The organism is Kocuria sp. U4B (assembly GCF_054875615.1).
In genome coordinates this window covers 1,940,200-1,957,429 of record NZ_CM142180.1, presented here as the reverse complement: position 1 = coordinate 1,957,429, position 17,230 = coordinate 1,940,200, and the positions used below count along the sequence as shown (strand labels likewise).

At 71.7% G+C, this 17,230-nt stretch carries 16 protein-coding genes; 8 read left to right on the top strand and 8 right to left on the bottom strand.

The genetic code is table 11. From position 1 onward, the window contains the following. The first annotated feature begins 112 nt into the window (after positions 1–112). From ACYSMR_RS09280 to ACYSMR_RS09255, 6 genes are all read left to right on the top strand, one after another. Positions 113–613, top strand: a complete 501-nt coding sequence (locus ACYSMR_RS09280) for an NUDIX domain-containing protein (protein WP_251333693.1) — start codon at positions 113–115, stop codon at positions 611–613. A gap of 61 nt (positions 614–674) precedes the next feature. After that, positions 675–2,294, top strand: a complete 1,620-nt coding sequence (gene murJ / locus ACYSMR_RS09275) for a murein biosynthesis integral membrane protein MurJ (RefSeq protein WP_309124908.1) — start codon at positions 675–677, stop codon at positions 2,292–2,294. Between the two features lie 153 nt (positions 2,295–2,447). Further along, on the top strand, positions 2,448–3,878 hold the full coding sequence (locus ACYSMR_RS09270) for a hypothetical protein (protein WP_309124895.1): 1,431 nt from the start codon (positions 2,448–2,450) through the stop codon (positions 3,876–3,878). A gap of 127 nt (positions 3,879–4,005) precedes the next feature. Beyond that, positions 4,006–5,037 carry a thioredoxin-disulfide reductase gene (trxB, locus tag ACYSMR_RS09265; protein WP_375142367.1) on the top strand — a complete coding sequence of 344 codons (1,032 nt, stop codon included), beginning with the start codon at positions 4,006–4,008 and terminating at the stop codon, positions 5,035–5,037. A 148-nt stretch (positions 5,038–5,185) separates the two neighbouring features. Further along, entirely contained in the window at positions 5,186–5,521 is a 336-nt protein-coding gene (gene trxA / locus ACYSMR_RS09260; RefSeq protein WP_251333691.1) for a thioredoxin, read from the top strand. Positions 5,522–5,585: 64 nt separating this feature from the next. Next, positions 5,586–6,842, top strand: a complete 1,257-nt coding sequence (locus tag ACYSMR_RS09255; protein ID WP_309124896.1) for a peptidoglycan-binding protein — start codon at positions 5,586–5,588, stop codon at positions 6,840–6,842. Between the two features lie 91 nt (positions 6,843–6,933). Here the strand turns inward: ACYSMR_RS09255 and ACYSMR_RS09250 are convergent, their stop codons facing one another. The 8 genes from ACYSMR_RS09250 to rpmH all read right to left on the bottom strand — a co-directional run bounded on the left by ACYSMR_RS09250 (position 6,934) and on the right by rpmH (position 13,253). Further along, positions 6,934–8,115 (bottom strand): ParB/RepB/Spo0J family partition protein, encoded by a 1,182-nt coding sequence (locus ACYSMR_RS09250; RefSeq protein WP_461748017.1) that lies wholly within the window; start codon positions 8,113–8,115, stop codon positions 6,934–6,936. Between the two features lie 495 nt (positions 8,116–8,610). Further along, positions 8,611–9,495 (bottom strand): AAA family ATPase, encoded by an 885-nt coding sequence (locus ACYSMR_RS09245; RefSeq protein WP_309124897.1) that lies wholly within the window; start codon positions 9,493–9,495, stop codon positions 8,611–8,613. Positions 9,496–9,833: 338 nt separating this feature from the next. Then, positions 9,834–10,505 carry a 16S rRNA (guanine(527)-N(7))-methyltransferase RsmG gene (rsmG, locus tag ACYSMR_RS09240; RefSeq protein ID WP_309124898.1) on the bottom strand — a complete coding sequence of 224 codons (672 nt, stop codon included), beginning with the start codon at positions 10,503–10,505 and terminating at the stop codon, positions 9,834–9,836. Further along, positions 10,505–11,101 (bottom strand): Jag family protein, encoded by a 597-nt coding sequence (locus ACYSMR_RS09235; protein WP_461744743.1) that lies wholly within the window; start codon positions 11,099–11,101, stop codon positions 10,505–10,507. The genes rsmG and ACYSMR_RS09235 overlap by 1 nt, the downstream gene beginning before the upstream one ends. An 88-nt stretch (positions 11,102–11,189) precedes the next feature. Continuing rightward, positions 11,190–12,176, bottom strand: a complete 987-nt coding sequence (gene yidC, locus ACYSMR_RS09230) for a membrane protein insertase YidC (RefSeq protein ID WP_461744741.1) — start codon at positions 12,174–12,176, stop codon at positions 11,190–11,192. Further along, positions 12,173–12,613, bottom strand: coding sequence for a membrane protein insertion efficiency factor YidD (yidD, locus tag ACYSMR_RS09225; RefSeq protein ID WP_309124900.1), 441 nt, complete (start codon positions 12,611–12,613; stop codon positions 12,173–12,175). The genes yidC and yidD overlap by 4 nt, the downstream gene beginning before the upstream one ends. Beyond that, positions 12,610–13,023: a ribonuclease P protein component gene (gene rnpA, locus ACYSMR_RS09220; RefSeq protein ID WP_251333684.1), complete on the bottom strand. Its 414-nt coding sequence runs from the start codon at positions 13,021–13,023 to the stop codon at positions 12,610–12,612. The genes yidD and rnpA overlap by 4 nt, the downstream gene beginning before the upstream one ends. Before the next feature lie 92 nt (positions 13,024–13,115). Next, the gene (gene rpmH, locus ACYSMR_RS09215) at positions 13,116–13,253 is read right to left on the bottom strand and encodes a 50S ribosomal protein L34 (RefSeq protein WP_019181680.1); all 138 of its coding nucleotides are present in this window, start codon (positions 13,251–13,253) and stop codon (positions 13,116–13,118) included. 660 nt (positions 13,254–13,913) lie between these two features. Here rpmH and dnaA point away from each other — a divergent pair. Continuing rightward, complete coding sequence (gene dnaA / locus ACYSMR_RS09210; protein ID WP_251333717.1) at positions 13,914–15,458, top strand: chromosomal replication initiator protein DnaA; 1,545 nt, start codon at positions 13,914–13,916, stop codon at positions 15,456–15,458. Positions 15,459–16,098: 640 nt separating this feature from the next. After that, complete coding sequence (dnaN, locus tag ACYSMR_RS09205) at positions 16,099–17,223, top strand: DNA polymerase III subunit beta (protein ID WP_251333683.1); 1,125 nt, start codon at positions 16,099–16,101, stop codon at positions 17,221–17,223. The last annotated feature ends 7 nt before the right edge of the window (positions 17,224–17,230 follow it).

Sequence of the window (17,230 nt, the reverse complement as noted above, 5' to 3'; positions counted from 1 at the left end):
TTCTTCCAGACCGGGGCGCCGGGCCCGGGGCGCCGGCCGCCGCGGGAGCGCGTCCGGGGAGCGTCCAGGCGCCCCCACGGGAGCCCGGAAGATTGTGGCTAAGGTAGGAGACATGGCTTTCCCCGTACCCAGCGCACCGAAGAAGCGGCCGACCGCACCGGCCGCCGCGCTGCCCACGGTCGAGGAAGTCTCCGCCGGCGGGATCGTCGTCGACCTCGGCACACCCTCCCACCCGGTGGCCATCATCGCCCGGATCAACCGGGGCGGACGCCTCGAGTGGTGCCTGCCCAAGGGCCACCCGGAGAACGAGGAGACCAACGAGGAAGCCGCGATCCGCGAGATCGAGGAGGAGACCGGGATCGCCGGGGAGGTCCTGAGCCCGCTGGGCAGCATCGACTACTGGTTCACGGTCTCCGGCCACCGCGTGCACAAGACGGTCCACCACTTCCTGCTGCGCGCCACGGGCGGGCACCTGACCACGGACAACGACCCCGACCACGAGGCCGTGGACGTCGCCTGGGTGAACATCGACGACCTGGGCCGGAAGCTGTCCTTCCCCAACGAACGGCGCATCGCGGACATCGCACGTGAATACATCATCCACCAGCTCTGAGACCGCCGGGGGCGCCGCGGCCGCCCCGGCACGACGCTCGGGGGCGGCCTCCAGCGCCATCATGGCCTCCGGCACGCTGGTCTCCCGCGCCCTGGGCTTCGTCAGGACCATCCTGCTCACCGTGGCCGTCGGCTCCATCACCACGATCGCGGACGTCTTCGAGCTCGCCAACCAGCTGCCCAACCTCATCTACGTCCTCGTGGCCGGCGGCATCTTCAACGCGGTGCTCGTCCCCCAGATCATCAAGGCCTCCCGGAACGACGACGCCGGGGCCGACTACATCTCCCGGCTGCTGACCCTCGCCGTGCTCGCCCTGCTGGGCGTGGCCGCCGTGGTGGTGGTGCTGGCCGGGCCCATCATCCGGACCATGGGCTCCGGCTGGACCGACGGCCAGATCGCCCTGGGGACCACGTTCGCCCTGTTCACGTTCCCGCAGATCTTCTTCTACGGCCTCTACACCGTGGTCGGCCAGGTGCTCAACGCCAAGGGGGCGTTCGGCGCCTACATGTGGGCGCCGGTGCTCAACAACGTCGTGGCGATCGCCGCCCTGCTGGTGTTCATCCAGCAGTTCGGGGCGTACGCGCAGGACCCGCACACCCTCGAGGACTGGACGCCCGCCAAGACCTGGTGGCTGGCCGCCACCGCGACCCTGGGCGTGGCCCTGCAGGCCCTCGTCCTGTTCCTGCCGCTGAGGCGCCTCGGACTGGGGCTGCGCCCGCGCTTCGGCTGGCGCGGGATCGGCCTCTCCACCGCCGCGCGGCTGGGCGGCTGGACGCTGGCCACCGGGCTCATCGCCAACCTCGCGTTCCTGGCCCTGACCAAGGTCGCGGCGATCCCCACGGGCGCCCGGGCGCAGTACCTCGCGATGGACCCGCCCCAGCAGATCGCCGGCGTGACCGCCCTCAACCACGCCTCGATGCTCTACTCGCTGCCCCACGGGGTGATCGGGCTGTCCATCGCCACGGTGCTGTTCAACCGGATGGCCGCCGCCTCGACCGACGGGGACCGGGCCGGCATGGTCGCCTCCCTGTCCTCGAGCCTGCGCATCACCGGGGTGGCCACGGTCTTCGCGACCGTCGCGCTGATCGTCTACGCGGGCCCGATCGGCATGCTCTTCAGCGGCGGCGTGGCCTCCGCGGGCGCGGTCGTGGGCCAGGTCGTCACCGTCATCGCGATCGGCGCGCCGTTCATGTCGACCTCCTTCATGCTCGGCCGGGCGTTCTACGCCCAGGAGGACGCCCGCACGCCGTTCCTGGTCCAGATCGGGGTGGCCGTGTTCACCGTGGCCTGCGCCGCGGCGATCTGGGCGTTCGTGCCCCCCGAGCACATCGTCTTCGCGGTCGCCGGCTGCTACGCGGCGCAGAACGTGCTCAGCACGCTCCTCTACCACCGGGTGCTCGTCCGCCGGATCGGCGACTACGACGTCGCCCACGTCCTGAACTCCCACGTGCGGATCCTCGCCGCGTCCCTGCTCGCCGGGGCCGTGGGCGCCGTGGTCCTGCACCTGCTCGGCGGCTACGACCCGGGCGGGTTCCCCTGGGCCAACCAGCTCACCGCGGTCGTGACCCTCGCCGTCGGCGGCACCGCGATGGGCGTGGCCTATCTCGGCGCCCTCAGACTGTGCCGCGTGCGGGAGCTCGACGGGCTGCTGCGCCCGGTCCTCGCCCGACTCGGCCGCTGAGCACGTGAGGCGGATCTCACGGACCCGCGCCGGGGACCGGTAAAGTGCTGACTGGTCGGTGACCGGGGGAAGGGCACCCGCCCCGCCCGCCCTCCGGCCGACCCCACCCCGAATTCCGGCCCCCCGCGAATTCCCGACCCCCAGGGAGCCAACGTGCCTGCACCGATGAAGCTCGGTTCCGTCCTCGGCGGCCGCTACAAGGTCGTCTCGGACGTGCTGGCCACCGCCGAGGGCGACCACGTGCTCGAGGGCCAGGACCAGATCCTCGGCCGCCGCGTCTCGATCCTGCTGCCCGCCGAGCAGCACACGCCCCTGCTGGTGGAGAACGCGCGCTCCATGGCCAACGGCAGCCTCGGCGCGCCCTTCCAGATCCTGGACCTCGGCCAGGCGGACGCGCACACCTACCTCGTGACCTCCCACACCCCCGCCGCGGACATGCTCGACTCCCTGCTCGTGGAGCCGGACGAGATCGAGGACGAGTCCCTCGGCGACGACATCTTCGGCGCCCCCCGCACCGGCGGCGGCAGCTCCTACGTCTACGACGAGCCGGAGCCCACCAGCCCGCAGCCCGTGGTCGCGGCCGCACCGTCCGACGGCCTCGCCGGCGCCGCCCCCGGGGCCAGGGTGACCCGCTGGGAGCACGACGACTCCTACGACGCCGCCGCCCCCGCCCCCTCCGTGCGCACCCGCCTCGGCCGGCCCGTGCGCGTCAGCGCCACCTCCACCCGGTCGACCCTCTTCGACCGGGCCGCGGCCAGCGGGACCGCGGCCGCGGCCGGGCGTGTCGCCGGCACGGACATCGATCCCGGCTACGACGGCGACAACCGCTACGACAGCTGGTACGACGAGCACCAGGAGACGCCCTTCGACGAGCCCGGCACGGCCGGGGCACCGCCGCGCGAGCAGGACCCGCAGCCGGCCGGGAAGAAGGGCGGCCGCGGCCTGGTGTGGCTGCTGGCCCTGCTGCTCGCCGTGCTCGCCGGGGCCGTGGTCCTCGGCTTCGACCGGCTGGGCGGGCTCTTCGGCGGCCCGGAGGACCCGGAGCCCGTCGCGAGCGCCCCCGCCGCGGAGCAGCAGGACCGGCAGCCGAGCGCGGCGCCGAGCCCCACGGAGCAGGCACCGGCCGAGCCCGACGCCGCGGGCGCGCTGCGCCTGGTGCCGACGGACCCGGGCTTCATGGCGGACCAGGACGCGCAGCTGGGCCAGGTCGTCGACGGCAACCCCGCCACCTACTGGATCAGCTACGGGTTCTCCGACGCGAGCTTCGGCAACCGGACGCCCAGCGTGGGCCTCGCGGTCCAGCTCCGGGAGCCCGCCCCGGTGCGGGAGGTGCGGATCAGCCAGTCCGCGGGCTCGGGCGGGCTGTTCGACGTCTACGTCAACGACACCCCGGGCCTCGAGGGCGCCCAGCAGGTGGGCTCCGGCGCCTTCACGGGCCCGGAGATCACGGTCCCCCTCACCGCGGCGGCCCAGGACGGCGAGCACCAGTACGTCATCGTGAACTGGACCCAGCTGCCGCAGCTGACCAACCCCATCGCGGGCTACCCCTACGGGCTGCGGGTCGGCGAGATCCAGCTCGGCTGAGCACCCCGCTCCCCTGCGCCGCGGGGCGCGCCCGTCCCCGGAATATCCGCCGGGCGCGCCCCGTTGTGCCAGTGGTCCCCGCGGCCGGCGCGTCCGGCCGCTCCCTTCACGGAAGGTCAGCAGAACAGTGAGCCCCGACTTCGGTCCCGTCATCAACGCCCTGGACCTCGCTCCCAAGAACGACGAGCCGACGGTCACCGCGGAGGACGGGACCGTCCACGAGGTCATCGTCGTCGGCTCCGGCCCCGCCGGGTACACCGCCGCGATCTACACCGCGCGCGCCAACCTGCGGCCGATCGTCTTCGCCGGGTCCGTGACGGCCGGTGGCGAGCTCATGAACACGACCGAGGTCGAGAACTACCCCGGGTTCGTCGACGGCATCATGGGCCCGGAGCTCATGTCCAGCATGCAGCAGCAGGCCGAGCGCTTCGGGGCCGACATCCGCTACGAGGACGTCGTCGCCGTCGAGCTCGAGGGCGAGATCAAGACCGTGACCCTCGAGGACGGCTCCGTCCACCGCGCCCACGCCGTGATCATCGCGACCGGCTCCGCCTACCGCGAGCTCGGGCTGCCGGACGAGAAGCGGCTCTCCGGCCACGGGGTCAGCTGGTGCGCCACGTGCGACGGCTTCTTCTTCAAGGAGCAGCACATCGCCGTGGTCGGCGGCGGCGACTCCGCCCTGGAGGAGGCCACCTTCCTCACCAAGTTCGCCGCCAAGGTCACGATCATCCACCGCCGCGACAGCTTCCGCGCCTCGGAGATCATGCAGCAGCGTGCCTTCGACGACCCGAAGATCGACGTGCTGTGGAACACCGAGGTCGTGGGCATCAACGGGGCGGACAAGGTCGAGTCCCTCGCCCTGCGCGACACCCAGACCAAGGAGACCTCCGAGCTGCCGGTGACGGGCCTGTTTGTGGCGATCGGCTCGGATCCCCGCACGGACCTGGTCAAGGACCAGCTGGAGCTCACCGTGGACGGCACGATCGCCGTGGACGGCCGCAGCTCCACCACCAGCCTGGCCGGGGTCTTCGCGGCCGGCGACGTCGTGGACGCCACCTACCGGCAGGCGATCACCGCCGCCGGCTCGGGCTGCGTCGCGGCCGTCGACGTCGAGCACTACCTGGCGGCCCTCCACAGCCGCTCGGTGCTGCACAGCTGAGCCCGGCCGGTGCGGGCGCGGGCCCTGTCCCGCCACCGCATGGGTCATAATCGAACACGATCCGCCCGCTCGTCCGAGTCGCTCGGCGAGCCACCCGTGGGCGTCGGGCACGCGCTGTGCGTGCCGGACGCCCGGACAAGGAGACATCATGAGTGCTGCCAAGAACGTCACCGACGCCGACTTCCGGACCGAGGTCCTCGAGTCCAGCAAGCCCGTCATCGTGGACTTCTGGGCCGAGTGGTGCGGCCCCTGCCGGATGGTCGGCCCGGTGCTGGACGCCATCGCCGCGGAGCACGCGGACGCCGTCGAGGTCGTGAAGCTCAACGTGGACGAGAACCCGGCCGTCGCCTCCCAGTACGGCATCACGTCCATCCCCGCGATCTACCTCTTCGCCGACGGCGAGGTGGTCCGCAAGGCCATCGGCGCGAAGCCCAAGAGCGCCCTGGAGCGCGAGTTCGCCGACTACCTCACCCCCGGGAACTGATCGGGTCCCCGACATCCCCTCCACGTCCGGCTCATCCGTCCCCTCCCCCGCCGGGAGGGGACGGATGAGCCGTTCGCGCACCACCCCCGACGACCCGACGACCCGTGGGACTTCCGTGAACCTCGACGACACCGAACCGATGCTGCGCCGGACCATGACGAGCCGGCGCGTGACCAGCCTGCGGGAGCGCCTGCTCCGCGCGGGGGTCACCGTGGCGTACCTCGCACCACAGGACGTCAACAACCCCTCCTACTTCGACGACCACGTCGACGCGGCGGTGCGCGCCTTCCAGCAGGAGCGGGGGCTGATCGTCGACGGGCTCGTGGGCCCCGAGACGGAGCGCGCGCTCAACGAGGCGCAGTACGCCCTAGGGGACCGCCCCCTCTTCCTGGACGGGGACCAGCCCCTCCGGGGTGACGACGTCACCATGCTGCAGCACAACCTCTCCCGGTTGGGCTTCTACTACGGTCACCTCAACGGCGCGTTCGCCAAGAGCACCCACTACGCCGTCACGGAGCTGCAGCAGAGCCTCGGCCTGCCGGCCACCGGGGTCGTGGACCGCGAGACGATCGCGGCGCTGGCCCGGATCAACAAGAACATCACCTCCTCCAAGGCCTTCTCCCTGCGGGACTACCACCGGCTCGAGCGCGCGAGCTCCGCGCTGCGCGGGCGCCCCGTGGTGCTGGTGCCCTCGCGCTCCTCCGGCCAGCAGCCCGCGGCCTCGGCCCCCGGGGACTTCCTGGACCGCGCCGACGAGATCACGTGCGACGTGGCGGTGCGGGCCTGGGAGCTGCTCCACGAGATCGGCGCCGACCCGGCCGTCGTGTCCCCCGGCCGCGAGCTCCGCGACCGCCGGGGGCACCCGGTGCGCGCCGTGGCCTCGGCCCGGGTGGTCACGGACGAGCACCCCGAGGCGGTCGTGCTGTCGCTGCACTGCGACTGGAACCGCTCGCCCGCGGCCTCCGGCGTCGCCGCCTACTACTGGGGCGAGCAGGACGGCTCGGAGGTCTACTCCCCCATCGGCGAGCGTGCGGCCGTCCTCGTCCTCAAGGAGATGGTCGCGCGGACGGGGGCGCTCGACCTCGGGGCGCACCCGCGGCAGTGGGAGCTGCTCCGGTCCCTGGGCGCCCCCACGGTATGGCTGGACCTGGGCTACCTCTCCAGCCCGGTGGACCGCGCGGCACTGGCCGACGCCGAGCACCGCAACCACCTGGCGGAGGCCCTCGTCTTCGGGCTCCAGCGGATGTTCCTGCTGGCCGACCAGGACGTCCCCACGGGCACGATGCGCCTCGGCGACCTCGCGGAGTACAACGGCCTCTGAGGCCTCGCCCGTCCCCGCCTCCGCTGCGGCGAGAAGCGAGAAGCCCCGGTGTTCCACGTGGAACACCAGGGCTTCTCTGTGGGGCCGTCGGCTAGGACCGGTCCATCCCGGGGTCGAGCACCTCGATGATGCGGTTCAGGTCCTCGACGGAGGCGAACTCGATGGTCATCCGTCCCTTCCGCGCCCCCAGCGCGATCTTCACGCTCGTGTCCAGCCGGTCGGCGAAGGCCTCGGCGATGTAGTCCAGCCGCTCCTGGTGCCGCGGCGCAGCGGCCGGCACGCGCTCGGGGGCCTTCTTCGACCCGTCGAGCAGCGCCACCGCCTCCTCCGTCGCCCGCACCGACAGCCCCTCCGCGACGATCCGCTGCGCGAGCCGTTCCATCTCCGCGGGATCTGCTAGGGCGAGCAGCGCACGGGCGTGGCCCGCCGAGAGAACACCGGCCGCCACGCGGCGCTGGACCAGCGGGGGGAGCTTCAGCAGGCGGATGGTGTTGCTGATCTGCGGACGGGAGCGCCCGATCCGCCGCGCCAGCTCCTCCTGCGTGGCGCCGAACTCCTCCAGCAGCTGCTGATAGGCCGCGGCCTCCTCGAGAGGGTTCAACTGGCTGCGGTGCAGGTTCTCGAGCAGGGCGTCGCGCAGCAGGTCGTCGTCGGACGTCTCCCGGACGATGGCGGGGATCGTGGCCAGACCGGCCCGCTGGGTGGCCCGCCACCGCCGCTCCCCCATGACCAGCTCGTACTGCTCGTCCCCGCCCTCCCGGCTGGAGCGCACGACGATCGGCTGGAGCACGCCGAGCTCGCCGATCGAGTACGCCAGCTCGGCCAGCTCCTCCTCGTCGAAGACCTGACGGGGCTGCTTCCGGTTGGGGTGGATGGAGGCGACCGGCAGCTCGGCGAACGTCGCCCCCGGCACCGTGGCCAGGCTCCCGGTGCCCGTCGTCGTTTCACGTGAAACCGCTGCGGCGGAGGGTTCCGCCGCGGCGGGGGCCGGAGGATCGGCCGGTGGAGCGACGGCGGGCGTCGCCGATTCGGCCGTTGGCGAGTCGGTCGTCGACGGAGCGGGGGCGGCACGGTCCGGGCGGGTTGCGGCGGCGGGCCGCGTCGGTGCCGTTGGGGTCCCGGCCGGCTCCGGAGAGGTCGGAGCCTCCGTTTCCCGTGGAACATCGTGGCCGGTGGAGTCCTGTTGGTCGGTGTCCGGGCCCGGTACGGACGGGAGGAAGAACATGTCGGACGGGCGGCTGACCAGGGTGGTGTTGCGCAGCGCCTCACCCATGTCCATCCGCGACTTGATCGCCTTCGGGCGCGCGGCCGGACCGGCGGGTCGCCTGGGCCCGGCGTCCGAGGAGCGTGCCGCCGCACCGTGCTCCGCGCCCGCCGGGGCGGGGGCGGCGGAATCCTTCTGCGGTGCGGCCACGGGCGATGTTTCACGTGGAACGGGACCGGCCGTCGCGCCCCGGCGGTCGGCGCCGTCCGGTCCGGCAGCAGGCGCCGCAGGCGTCCCGGACCGATCCGGTGCAGTGGTGGTCTCCTGCGCGGCCGGGGGAGTGCTGGGGATCAGGGCGCCGAGACCTCGGCCGAGTCCACGTCGTCGTTCGCTCACGATGTTCCTTTCCGTGCTGCGGCAATCCGACCAATTCTAACGGAGCACCTGCACGCCGGAGACCGCGCCCCGGGACCGTCCCGGCAGGTCGGCGCACCACGGGGGAGCGGGACGACGGACGCCCGCCTCCGGGGGAGACGGGCGTCCAGGGACGGCGGAAGGGGAGAGTCAGCGCCCGGCGCGCTGGGCGATCTCCGCGGCAGCCTCCAGGTAGGAGAGGGCTCCCGTCGAGCTCGGGTCGTAGCTGATGACACTCTGCTGGTAGCTGGGCGCCTCCGAGATGCGCACCGAGCGGGGGATCACCGTCTCCAGCACCTCGTGGGGGAAGTGGGTCCGCACCTCCTCGGCCACCTGGGACGCGAGATTGGTGCGCCCGTCGTACATCGTGAGCAGGATCGTGGAGACCTTCAGCTCGGGGTTCAGGTGCTTCTGGATCATCTCGATGTTCTTCAGCAGCTGGCTCAGGCCCTCGAGCGCGTAGTACTCGCACTGGATGGGGATGAGCACCTCGGTCGCGGCCACGAAGGCGTTGAGGGTCAGCAGCCCCAGGCTGGGCGGGCAGTCGATGAAGACGTAGTCGAGGCGCTCGAGCCCGTCCTCCTCACGCCGGCGTGCGTAGGCCTCGAGCGCCCGCCGCAGCCGGTGCTCCCGGGCCACCATGGAGACGAGCTCGATCTCCGCGCCGGCCAGGTCGATCGTGGCGGGCACGACCCACAGGTTCTCCGCCTCCGAGGACTGCTTCACGACGTCCGCGATCGGCATCTCGTCGATGAGCACGTCATAGGTGCTGTCCACGTCCGAGCTGTGCTCGATGCCGAGGGCGGTGGAGGCGTTGCCCTGCGGGTCGTTGTCGATCACCAGGACGTTCTGCCCCTGGCGGGCCAGCGCCACGGCGAGGTTCACCGAGGTGCTGGTCTTTCCGACGCCGCCCTTCTGGTTGCTGATGGTGAAGACCCGCGTCGCCGCGGGCTTCTCCAGCTGGACCTTCTTCAGCCTGGCGCGTCGCCTAGTCTCTTCCACGAGCTTCCTCCCCAGTGGCGTGTCCTCCACCATCGTTGTCGTCCTTCCGGACGGCGGTGCGTCCGTTTCACGTGAAACACGAGTCCCCCGATCCGGCACAACCTTCATCGGTTGAGCCACGGGATCCGGGGGAAACCCCATGTCGAAGCCCTGGCGGGCCTCCGCGCCGTCGTCGCTCGGCATCTGACTGCGCACCTTCCCGGTTCTTCTCGAACTCGCTCCGTCGGGGGCACGCCCTCCGCGGGGGAGAGGTGCCGGGGCCGTGCCGGCTCCCCGCCCGCGCCCCGGTGCGGGGCCGGAGGATGTCCGCGGCACACTCGTCCCAGCCTACCGCCGCCCCTGACCGGGGGTGACACCTGCCGGGGCGGTCCTCACAGCCGGACGCGGACCACCGTGGTCGGTTCCGCGAGCAGGTCCGCGCCCGCGGTGAGGACCTCGGTCGACCGGGCGCCGTAGCGGTGGAGCTTCTTGCCCGCCTTCTCGACCTCCTCGGCCGCGGAGCGCCCCTTGAGGGCCAGCAGCTCGCCGCGGCCGCGGAGCAGGGGCAGGGTGATGTCCAGCAGTCCCACGAGCGCCGACACCGCGCGGGCCGTGACGACGTCGACGTCGCCGATCTCGGTCCCGGCCTGCTCGGCGCGGGCACGGAGCACGCGCACGTTGGTCAGGCCGAGGTCGGCCACGACCTCCTCGAGCCACTGCACCCGGCGCTCCAGGGGCTCGATGAGCGTCAGGTGCAGGTCCGGGCGCGCCAGGGCCAGGCACAGGCCGGGCAGGCCGGCGCCGGAGCCGACGTCGGCCACGCGCGCGTCCTGGGGAACGAGCTCCTCCACGACGGCGCAGTTCAGCACGTGACGGCTCCACAGCCGGGGGACCTCACGGGGCCCGATGAGTCCCCGCACGATGCCCGACGAGGCCAGGTGCGCCACGTAGCGCTCGGCCAGCCCGAGCCGGTCGCCGAAGAGCTGCTCGGCGGCCGCCCGTTCCCGGGCGTCGGGGAGAGGGGCCTCCTGCGGGGCGGGAGCGGGTCGCTCGGGCGCGCTCATCAGCCCTCCTGGACGGACACGACGATGTGCCGTGCCGCGCCGTCGCCCTCGGACTCGCTGAGGAGACCCTCGTCCGCGACGACGTCGTGGACGATCTTGCGCTCGTAGGCGGAGAGCGGGTCGAGGTGCACGCGCCCGCCGGTCTCCCGGGCCTCGCGCACGGCCGCGAGGGCCATCTCGCGCAGGGCGGAGGAGCGCCGCTCGCGGTAGCCCCCGACGTCCAGCACCAGCCGGGAGCGGCGGCCCGTGGCCGCGAGCACGGACAGGCGCACGAGCTCCTGGAGCGCCTCCAGGACCTCGCCGTCCTCCCCGACCAGCACGGAGAGGCCCTCGCTGTCGTCGCCCTCGGCCACGACGGAGAGGTAGGTCCGGCCGTCCCGCACCTCGATGTCGATGTCCCCGTCGAGGTCCGCCGTGTCCAGCAGCTCCTCGAGGTAGTCGGCGGCGACCTCGCCCTCCTCCTCGAGGGCGTCGAGGGCCGGGGCGGCCACGGCGGCCGTCGTGCCGTCGTCGGCCGGGCCCTGCGTGCCCGTCGCCCGGGGCTCGAGCGGCTGGGCCTCGTCGGCGTCCTGCGTGGTCTGCCGGATGTCGGTCATGTCGTCTCCTGGGGGCGGTGCGGGCCCGTGGCAGGGTGGGACCGGCCACGGGCGGGGGAGGGGGTCGAACCGGGGGACCCGGCGGGGATCACCGCGTCTGCTTCTTCTTCGCCTGCTGCTTCTGGCGCTTCTTGCCGACGGGCTGCTGCCGTTGGCCGGCGGCCGCGCGGGCGCGCTGCTCGTCCAGCTCGGCCTCGTGCTCCTCCTTGGTCTTGCCCAGCGGGGGAAGCCCCTTGGCCGCGCGGCGGTCGTTGAGCTCCTGCTCGGCCTGGGAGCCGGGGGTGGGGTTGTTGCGGATGACCCACCACTGCTGGCCCATGGACCACACGTTGGAGACGGTCCAGTAGATGAGGACGCCGATGGGGAAGTTGATGCCGCCGATCGCGAAGACGAGCGGGAACAGGTAGAGCATCATCTGCTGCTGGCGGTACATGGGGGAGGCCTTGGCGGTCTCGCTCATGTTCTTGGACGTCAGCTGCTTCTGGGTGATGAACTGCGTGGCGGACATCGCGACGATCATCACGAGGGCCAGGACGATCGTGGCCACGTGGTTGCCGTTGCCCGGGTTGAGCAGGGTGGAGAACAGGGGTGCGCCGAAGAAGGTGGCCTCGTTGAAGGACTGCACGCGGGAGGCGTCCAGCACGTGGATCGTCTCCCCGGCGGCGGCGGCCTGGGGGACGCCGTTGAGCACCTGGAACAGGCCGAAGAAGATCGGCATCTGCACGAGGATCGGCAGGCACGCGGAGAACGGGTTGGAGCCGTGCTTCTTGTACAGCTCCATCTGCTCCTGCGCCATGGCCTGGCGGGAGAGCTGGTCCTTCTTGCCCTTGTACTTGGCCTGCAGCTTCGCCATCTCCGGCTGCAGCTCCTGCATGCCGCGCATGGACTTGATCTGCTTGAGGAACAGCGGGATGGTCAGCGTGCGCATGACCAGGGTCAGGCCCACGATCGAGAGCACCCAGGTGATGCCCGCGGCCGGGTCCATCCCGACGGCCGTGAGCAGCTCGTGGAACACCCACAGCACGGCGGAGACGACCCACCTGAAGGGGAAGAGGATCATTTCGAACAGGTTCATGGGGAAGGCTCTCCTTGGGCCGCGGGACCGGTGTCCTCGGCGGGACGGTGCTGGTGGCGCTCGGCCAGGGTCGGGTGGTTCAGCAGGACGATCTTGGGCAGGGACGCGAAGTCGGGGAAGACCCGGCCCCCGTCCGGGACCCTGTCGATCCCGCCGGCCGCCCAGGGGTGGCAGCGCAGGAGGCGCCGCACGCTGAGGCCCAGGCCGCGCACGGCGCCGTGCACGGTGACGGACTCGAGCGCATAGGCGGAGCAGCTGGGGAAGTACCGGCAGACGTCGCCGTAGAGCGGGGAGACGATGGACCGGTAGACCTTGAGGAGCGCGATGAGCACGTTCTGCGGCAGGAACCAGAGCGCCTGCCCGGCCGTCGCGGGCCGGACGAACTCGTGGGGAGCGGCGACGAGGAGGTGCTCGGGCGCGTGAGCGTGCTCGCTCATCTCTCGGGCTCCTCCTGTCGGGTGGATCTCTGCTCGGGTGCGGGGACCCGGTCCGCGGAGGCGGGCACGCCGGCACGGGCCGACGCCGCGCGCCACGCCCTGCCGTAGTCGGCCGCCAGATCCGGCCATCCGGCGGCGGCCGCCGGGGGCAGGGCACGGACCACGACGTCGTAACCGTACGGCGCCTGCCTGAGGGTCGACTGGGCGAGCTCCCGCAGGCGGCGCTTCACCTTGTTGCGCCGCACCGCGTTGCCCACGGCCTTGGAGACCACGAAGCCGAAGCGCGCGGGCTGCGCCCCGTCCGTGGGGTGCACATATACGACGACGTTCCGGCGCCCGTTGCGGGCGCCGGAACGCGTGGTGGCCTTGAACTGGACCGAGGTCCGCATCCGGTGCTGCTCAGGCAGCACGGCGGGGCTCCTGGGGGGCCGGTGGCACCGCTCGGCGGACCGCCCCCGGGAGGGGGCTGGTCGAGCGCGCCGCCGGATCCGACACGGAAGACTCAGGCGGAGAGCTCGGTGCGGCCCTTGCTGCGGCGGGCCGCGAGGATGGCGCGGCCGGCACGGGTCCGCATCCGAGCGCGGAAGCCGTGCTTCTTGGCGCGACGGCGGTTATTCGGCTGAAAAGTCCGCTTGCTCACTGGTTACTCCAAAGACGTCGGGGTGCGCGCCCACCCTCGTCCTCGGCGCCGGAGCGGCAGGACGAGCGGGCGGGCGCGGCAGTGCTGGTGGATGCGTCCGGGCATGCGAACAGGCATGACCGCAGACACAAAAGACTACCCCACCCTAGACAACGGGCAGGGGACGGTCAAATCCGGGGCGGGCCGGGGCCTGCTCCGGACGGAGGACGGGACGCCCGCGGGACGGTGGCCCCGGGCGGGCGGCGGAGCACCGGGACCGGAACGACGACCGGCCGGAGCGGGCGGGGAACGTGTGCAGTCCACATCCTACCCACAGGTGTGCACGGATCTTGGTCACATCCTGTGGAAAACCTGCCCGCCGAGACCCGCGGAACGGCGCGGATCCGGGCCCGAACTACAAGGATGTAGTTCCCGGGGCGCCAACGGAGCCGCTATGAACAGGCCGGACGCATGTTCTAGGCTGGCTCTCGCGGCTGGCCCCCGACAGCTTTTCCACCGTTGTGAACAACGCTGTGGACAAGCCTTCCCATCCCGGGCCCGGACGACCCGTCCACCGCCTCGGAACCTCGACGACAACTCGACGACATGACAGCAGGAGTACGCGTGGGCACGCAGGACAATCAGGCGCTCAGCGCGCAGTGGGCCGAGTGCGTGCAGTACATGTACGAGGATCCGATGACCACCGGCCGCTACCGGGGGTTCATCTCCCTGGCCCAGCCCCAGGGGCTGATCGGGACCACCCTGCTCGTGGCCGTGCCCAACGAGCTGACCCGCGAGTTCTTCCAGAACCAGATGGCCTCCGTGCTGCGCTCCGCCGTGGGACGGGCCTTCAGCCCCGAGACCCTGGTGGCGTTCGTCGTCGACGCCGACCTCGAGGCCGCCCCGGCGCCGGAGCAGACCCCCGCGCCCTCGCTGCCGCCGATCGACGAGCTCGAGGCCGAGCGCGGCCGCACGGACGAGCCGACCTCCGCCGACCCCGCCCGGTCCTCCGACCCCTCGTGGTCGGACCAGCCGGCGATGTCGTTCCCCGCCCAGCCGGTTCCGGCGCGGGAGGCCGGCGTGGGCACCCGGACGCTGCCGCCGCCGCGCGACCCGCAGGCCGCCCCGCCCCGGCGCCCCGCCCGGGACACCGGCACCGCACCCGCCGTGGTGGGGGAGTGGGACAGCTCCGCGCGGCTGAACCCGAAGTACGTGTTCGACTCCTTCGTGATCGGGCAGTCCAACCGCTTCGCGCACGCGGCGGCGTTCGCCGTCGCCGAGACGCCCGCCAAGGCGTACAACCCGCTGTTCATCTACGGGGAGTCCGGGCTGGGCAAGACGCACCTGCTGCACGCGATCGGCCACTACGCCAAGCGCCTCTACCCCCAGGTGCGGGTGCGCTACGTGAACTCGGAGGAGTTCACGAACGACTTCATCAACTCCATCCGCGACGACGAGGGGTCCTCCTTCAAGGAGATCTACCGCAACGTGGACATGCTGCTGATCGACGACATCCAGTTCCTCGCCGGCAAGGAGCACACGCAGGAGGAGTTCTTCCACACCTTCAACGCGCTGCACAACCACGAGAAGCAGATCGTGATCACCTCGGACATGCCGCCCAAGCAGCTGACCGGCTTCGCGGAGCGGATGCGCTCGCGCTTCGAGTGGGGCCTGATCACGGACGTGCAGCCGCCCGAGCTCGAGACCCGCATCGCGATCCTGCGCAAGAAGGCGGTCAGCGACGGCATGGACGCCCCCGACGACGTCCTCGAGTACATCGCCTCCCACATCTCCACCAACATCCGCGAGCTCGAGGGGGCGCTGATCCGCGTCACCGCGTTCGCGTCCCTCAACAAGCAGGCCGTGGACCTGCCCCTGGCCGAGCTGGTGCTCAAGGACCTCATCACCGACGACGGCGCGCAGGAGATCACGGCCGCCTCGATCCTGGCCCAGACGGCGGTCTACTTCGACATCACCCTCGAGGAGCTCAAGAGCAAGTCGCGCACCCGGACCCTGGTCACCGCGCGGCAGATCGCCATGTACCTGCTGCGGGAGCTGACCGACATGTCCCTGCCGAAGATCGGCCAGGAGCTGGGCGGGCGGGACCACACCACGGTCATGCACGCGGACCGCAAGATCCGCACCCTCATGGCCGAGCGCCGGCAGATCTTCAACCAGGTGACCGAGCTGACGAACCGGATCAAGCAGCAGCAGCGCGAGGGCTGACCGGCCCTCCTCCCTGCCCCCAGGGGTCCGCCGGTGCTCCGGCGGACCCCTTTCCTGTCGTTCGTCCACAGGCCGGATCCGCGCCGTCACGGGCCGCACGACCCGTCCGTGCACAGGAATTCCTCGCCTGTGGAGCGGCTGTGCACAGACCGCAACCCACACCTGTGGACAAAATTGTGGAGATCGGGGCTCCATCGGTGGACAAGCTCGGTACAACCGGGGCCTCGCCTGTGGAACCCGCAGAACGGCGCGGGTCCCGTCCACCGGCCGGACCGGTTTCGGTGGACCGCGAATCACAAGAAGTCAACAGGACCGGCCCGGACGGAACCTGGCCGAGAGGCACTTATCCACAGATTCCACAGCGGTTATTAACACTCCCATCCTTAAAGAGATCCCGGCCAAACAACAAGAATCCTGTGGTTCCACCCCGCGACGAGACCCGTCCCCGACCGGCTACTCCCCCGGGCTGCGCTCTCCGTGGCGGAATAGCCAGCGCTCGGAGCGCATGGATACGATGCACACGGCGAGCCACGTCCTGCTCCGCGGCGCCCTGCGGCGCCCGGAGCCCTCTTCCTGCGGGAAGCGGGACCCGGACGGCGGCCCCGCCGCCCCTGATCAGACTGAAAGGCAGCAACCTCTCGTGAAGTTCTCCGTCGAACGCGATGTTCTCGCCGAGGCCGTGACCTGGACCGCCCGGTCCCTGTCTCCTCGGCCCCCGGTGCCCGTGCTGTCCGGTCTGTTGATCCGTGCCGAGGGCGGGTCGCTGTCCATCGCGAGCTTCGACTACGAGATCTCGGCACGGCTGTCCATCAGCGCCGACGTCCAGGAGGAGGGCACCACCCTCGTCTCCGGACGCCTGCTCGCCGACATCTGCCGATCCCTGCCCTCCGCCCCCGTCGAGGTCCACGCCGACGAGGGCAAGGTCGTCCTGACCTGCCGCTCGTCCCGCTTCAACCTCGCGGCCATGCCGGTGGGCGACTACCCCGAGCTGCCGGCGCTGCCCGACGTCTCCGGCGTGGTGGCCGGGGACGAGTTCGCCCACGCGGTGGCCCAGGTCAACATCGCCGCGAGCAAGGACGACACCCTGCCGATCCTCACCGGCGTGCGCGTGGAGATCGAGGGCGAGAAGATGACGCTGCTCGCGACCGACCGCTACCGCCTGGCCATGCGCGAGCTCACCTGGCGGCCGACCGCGAACGACCTCTCGACGGCCGCGCTGATCAAGGCCCGGACCCTCAACGACATCGCCAAGACCCTGGGGCCCGCCGGGGACATCAACATCGCGCTGTCCGACTCCGCCGAGCTCGTCGGCTTCGAGTCCGGCGGCCGCCGCACCACGAGCCTGCTCATCGACGGGGAGTACCCGAAGATCCGCTCGCTGTTCCCCGAGCACACCCCGATCACCGCGGCGGTGCGCACCGGCGACCTCGTCGAGGCCGTCCGGCGCGTATCGCTCGTGGCCGAGCGCAACACGCCCGTCCGGCTCGCCTTCACCCAGGGCCAGGTGGCCCTCGACGCCGGCACCGGGGAGGACGCCCAGGCCTCCGAGGTCCTCTCCGCGCACCTCACCGGCGACGACATCACGGTCGCGTTCAACCCCACGTACCTCTCCGAGGGCCTGCACGCCTTCGCCTCCGAGTACGTGCGGTTCTCGTTCACCGCCCCGCCCAAGCCGGCGGTGCTCTCCGCGCAGGAGACCCCCGACGGCGAGGACAAGGACGACTACAAGTACCTGCTGATGCCGGTCCGGCTGCCCAGCCAGTGACCTCCCG

What these genes read in the sequence shown, in the direction of transcription:
- ACYSMR_RS09280 (WP_251333693.1), top strand. Translation starts at nt 113, where the DNA reads ATGGCTTTCCCCGTACCCAGCGCACCGAAGAAGCGGCCGACCGCACCG.
- murJ (WP_309124908.1), top strand. Translation starts at nt 675, where the DNA reads ATGGCCTCCGGCACGCTGGTCTCCCGCGCCCTGGGCTTCGTCAGGACC.
- trxA (WP_251333691.1), top strand. Translation starts at nt 5,186, where the DNA reads ATGAGTGCTGCCAAGAACGTCACCGACGCCGACTTCCGGACCGAGGTC.
- ACYSMR_RS09255 (WP_309124896.1), top strand. Translation starts at nt 5,586, where the DNA reads ATGAGCCGTTCGCGCACCACCCCCGACGACCCGACGACCCGTGGGACT.
- ACYSMR_RS09250 (WP_461748017.1), bottom strand. Translation starts at nt 8,115, where the DNA reads ATGGGTGAGGCGCTGCGCAACACCACCCTGGTCAGCCGCCCGTCCGAC.
- ACYSMR_RS09245 (WP_309124897.1), bottom strand. Translation starts at nt 9,495, where the DNA reads ATGGTGGAGGACACGCCACTGGGGAGGAAGCTCGTGGAAGAGACTAGG.
- rsmG (WP_309124898.1), bottom strand. Translation starts at nt 10,505, where the DNA reads ATGAGCGCGCCCGAGCGACCCGCTCCCGCCCCGCAGGAGGCCCCTCTC.
- ACYSMR_RS09235 (WP_461744743.1), bottom strand. Translation starts at nt 11,101, where the DNA reads ATGACCGACATCCGGCAGACCACGCAGGACGCCGACGAGGCCCAGCCG.
- yidC (WP_461744741.1), bottom strand. Translation starts at nt 12,176, where the DNA reads ATGAACCTGTTCGAAATGATCCTCTTCCCCTTCAGGTGGGTCGTCTCC.
- yidD (WP_309124900.1), bottom strand. Translation starts at nt 12,613, where the DNA reads ATGAGCGAGCACGCTCACGCGCCCGAGCACCTCCTCGTCGCCGCTCCC.
- dnaA (WP_251333717.1), top strand. Translation starts at nt 13,914, where the DNA reads ATGTACGAGGATCCGATGACCACCGGCCGCTACCGGGGGTTCATCTCC.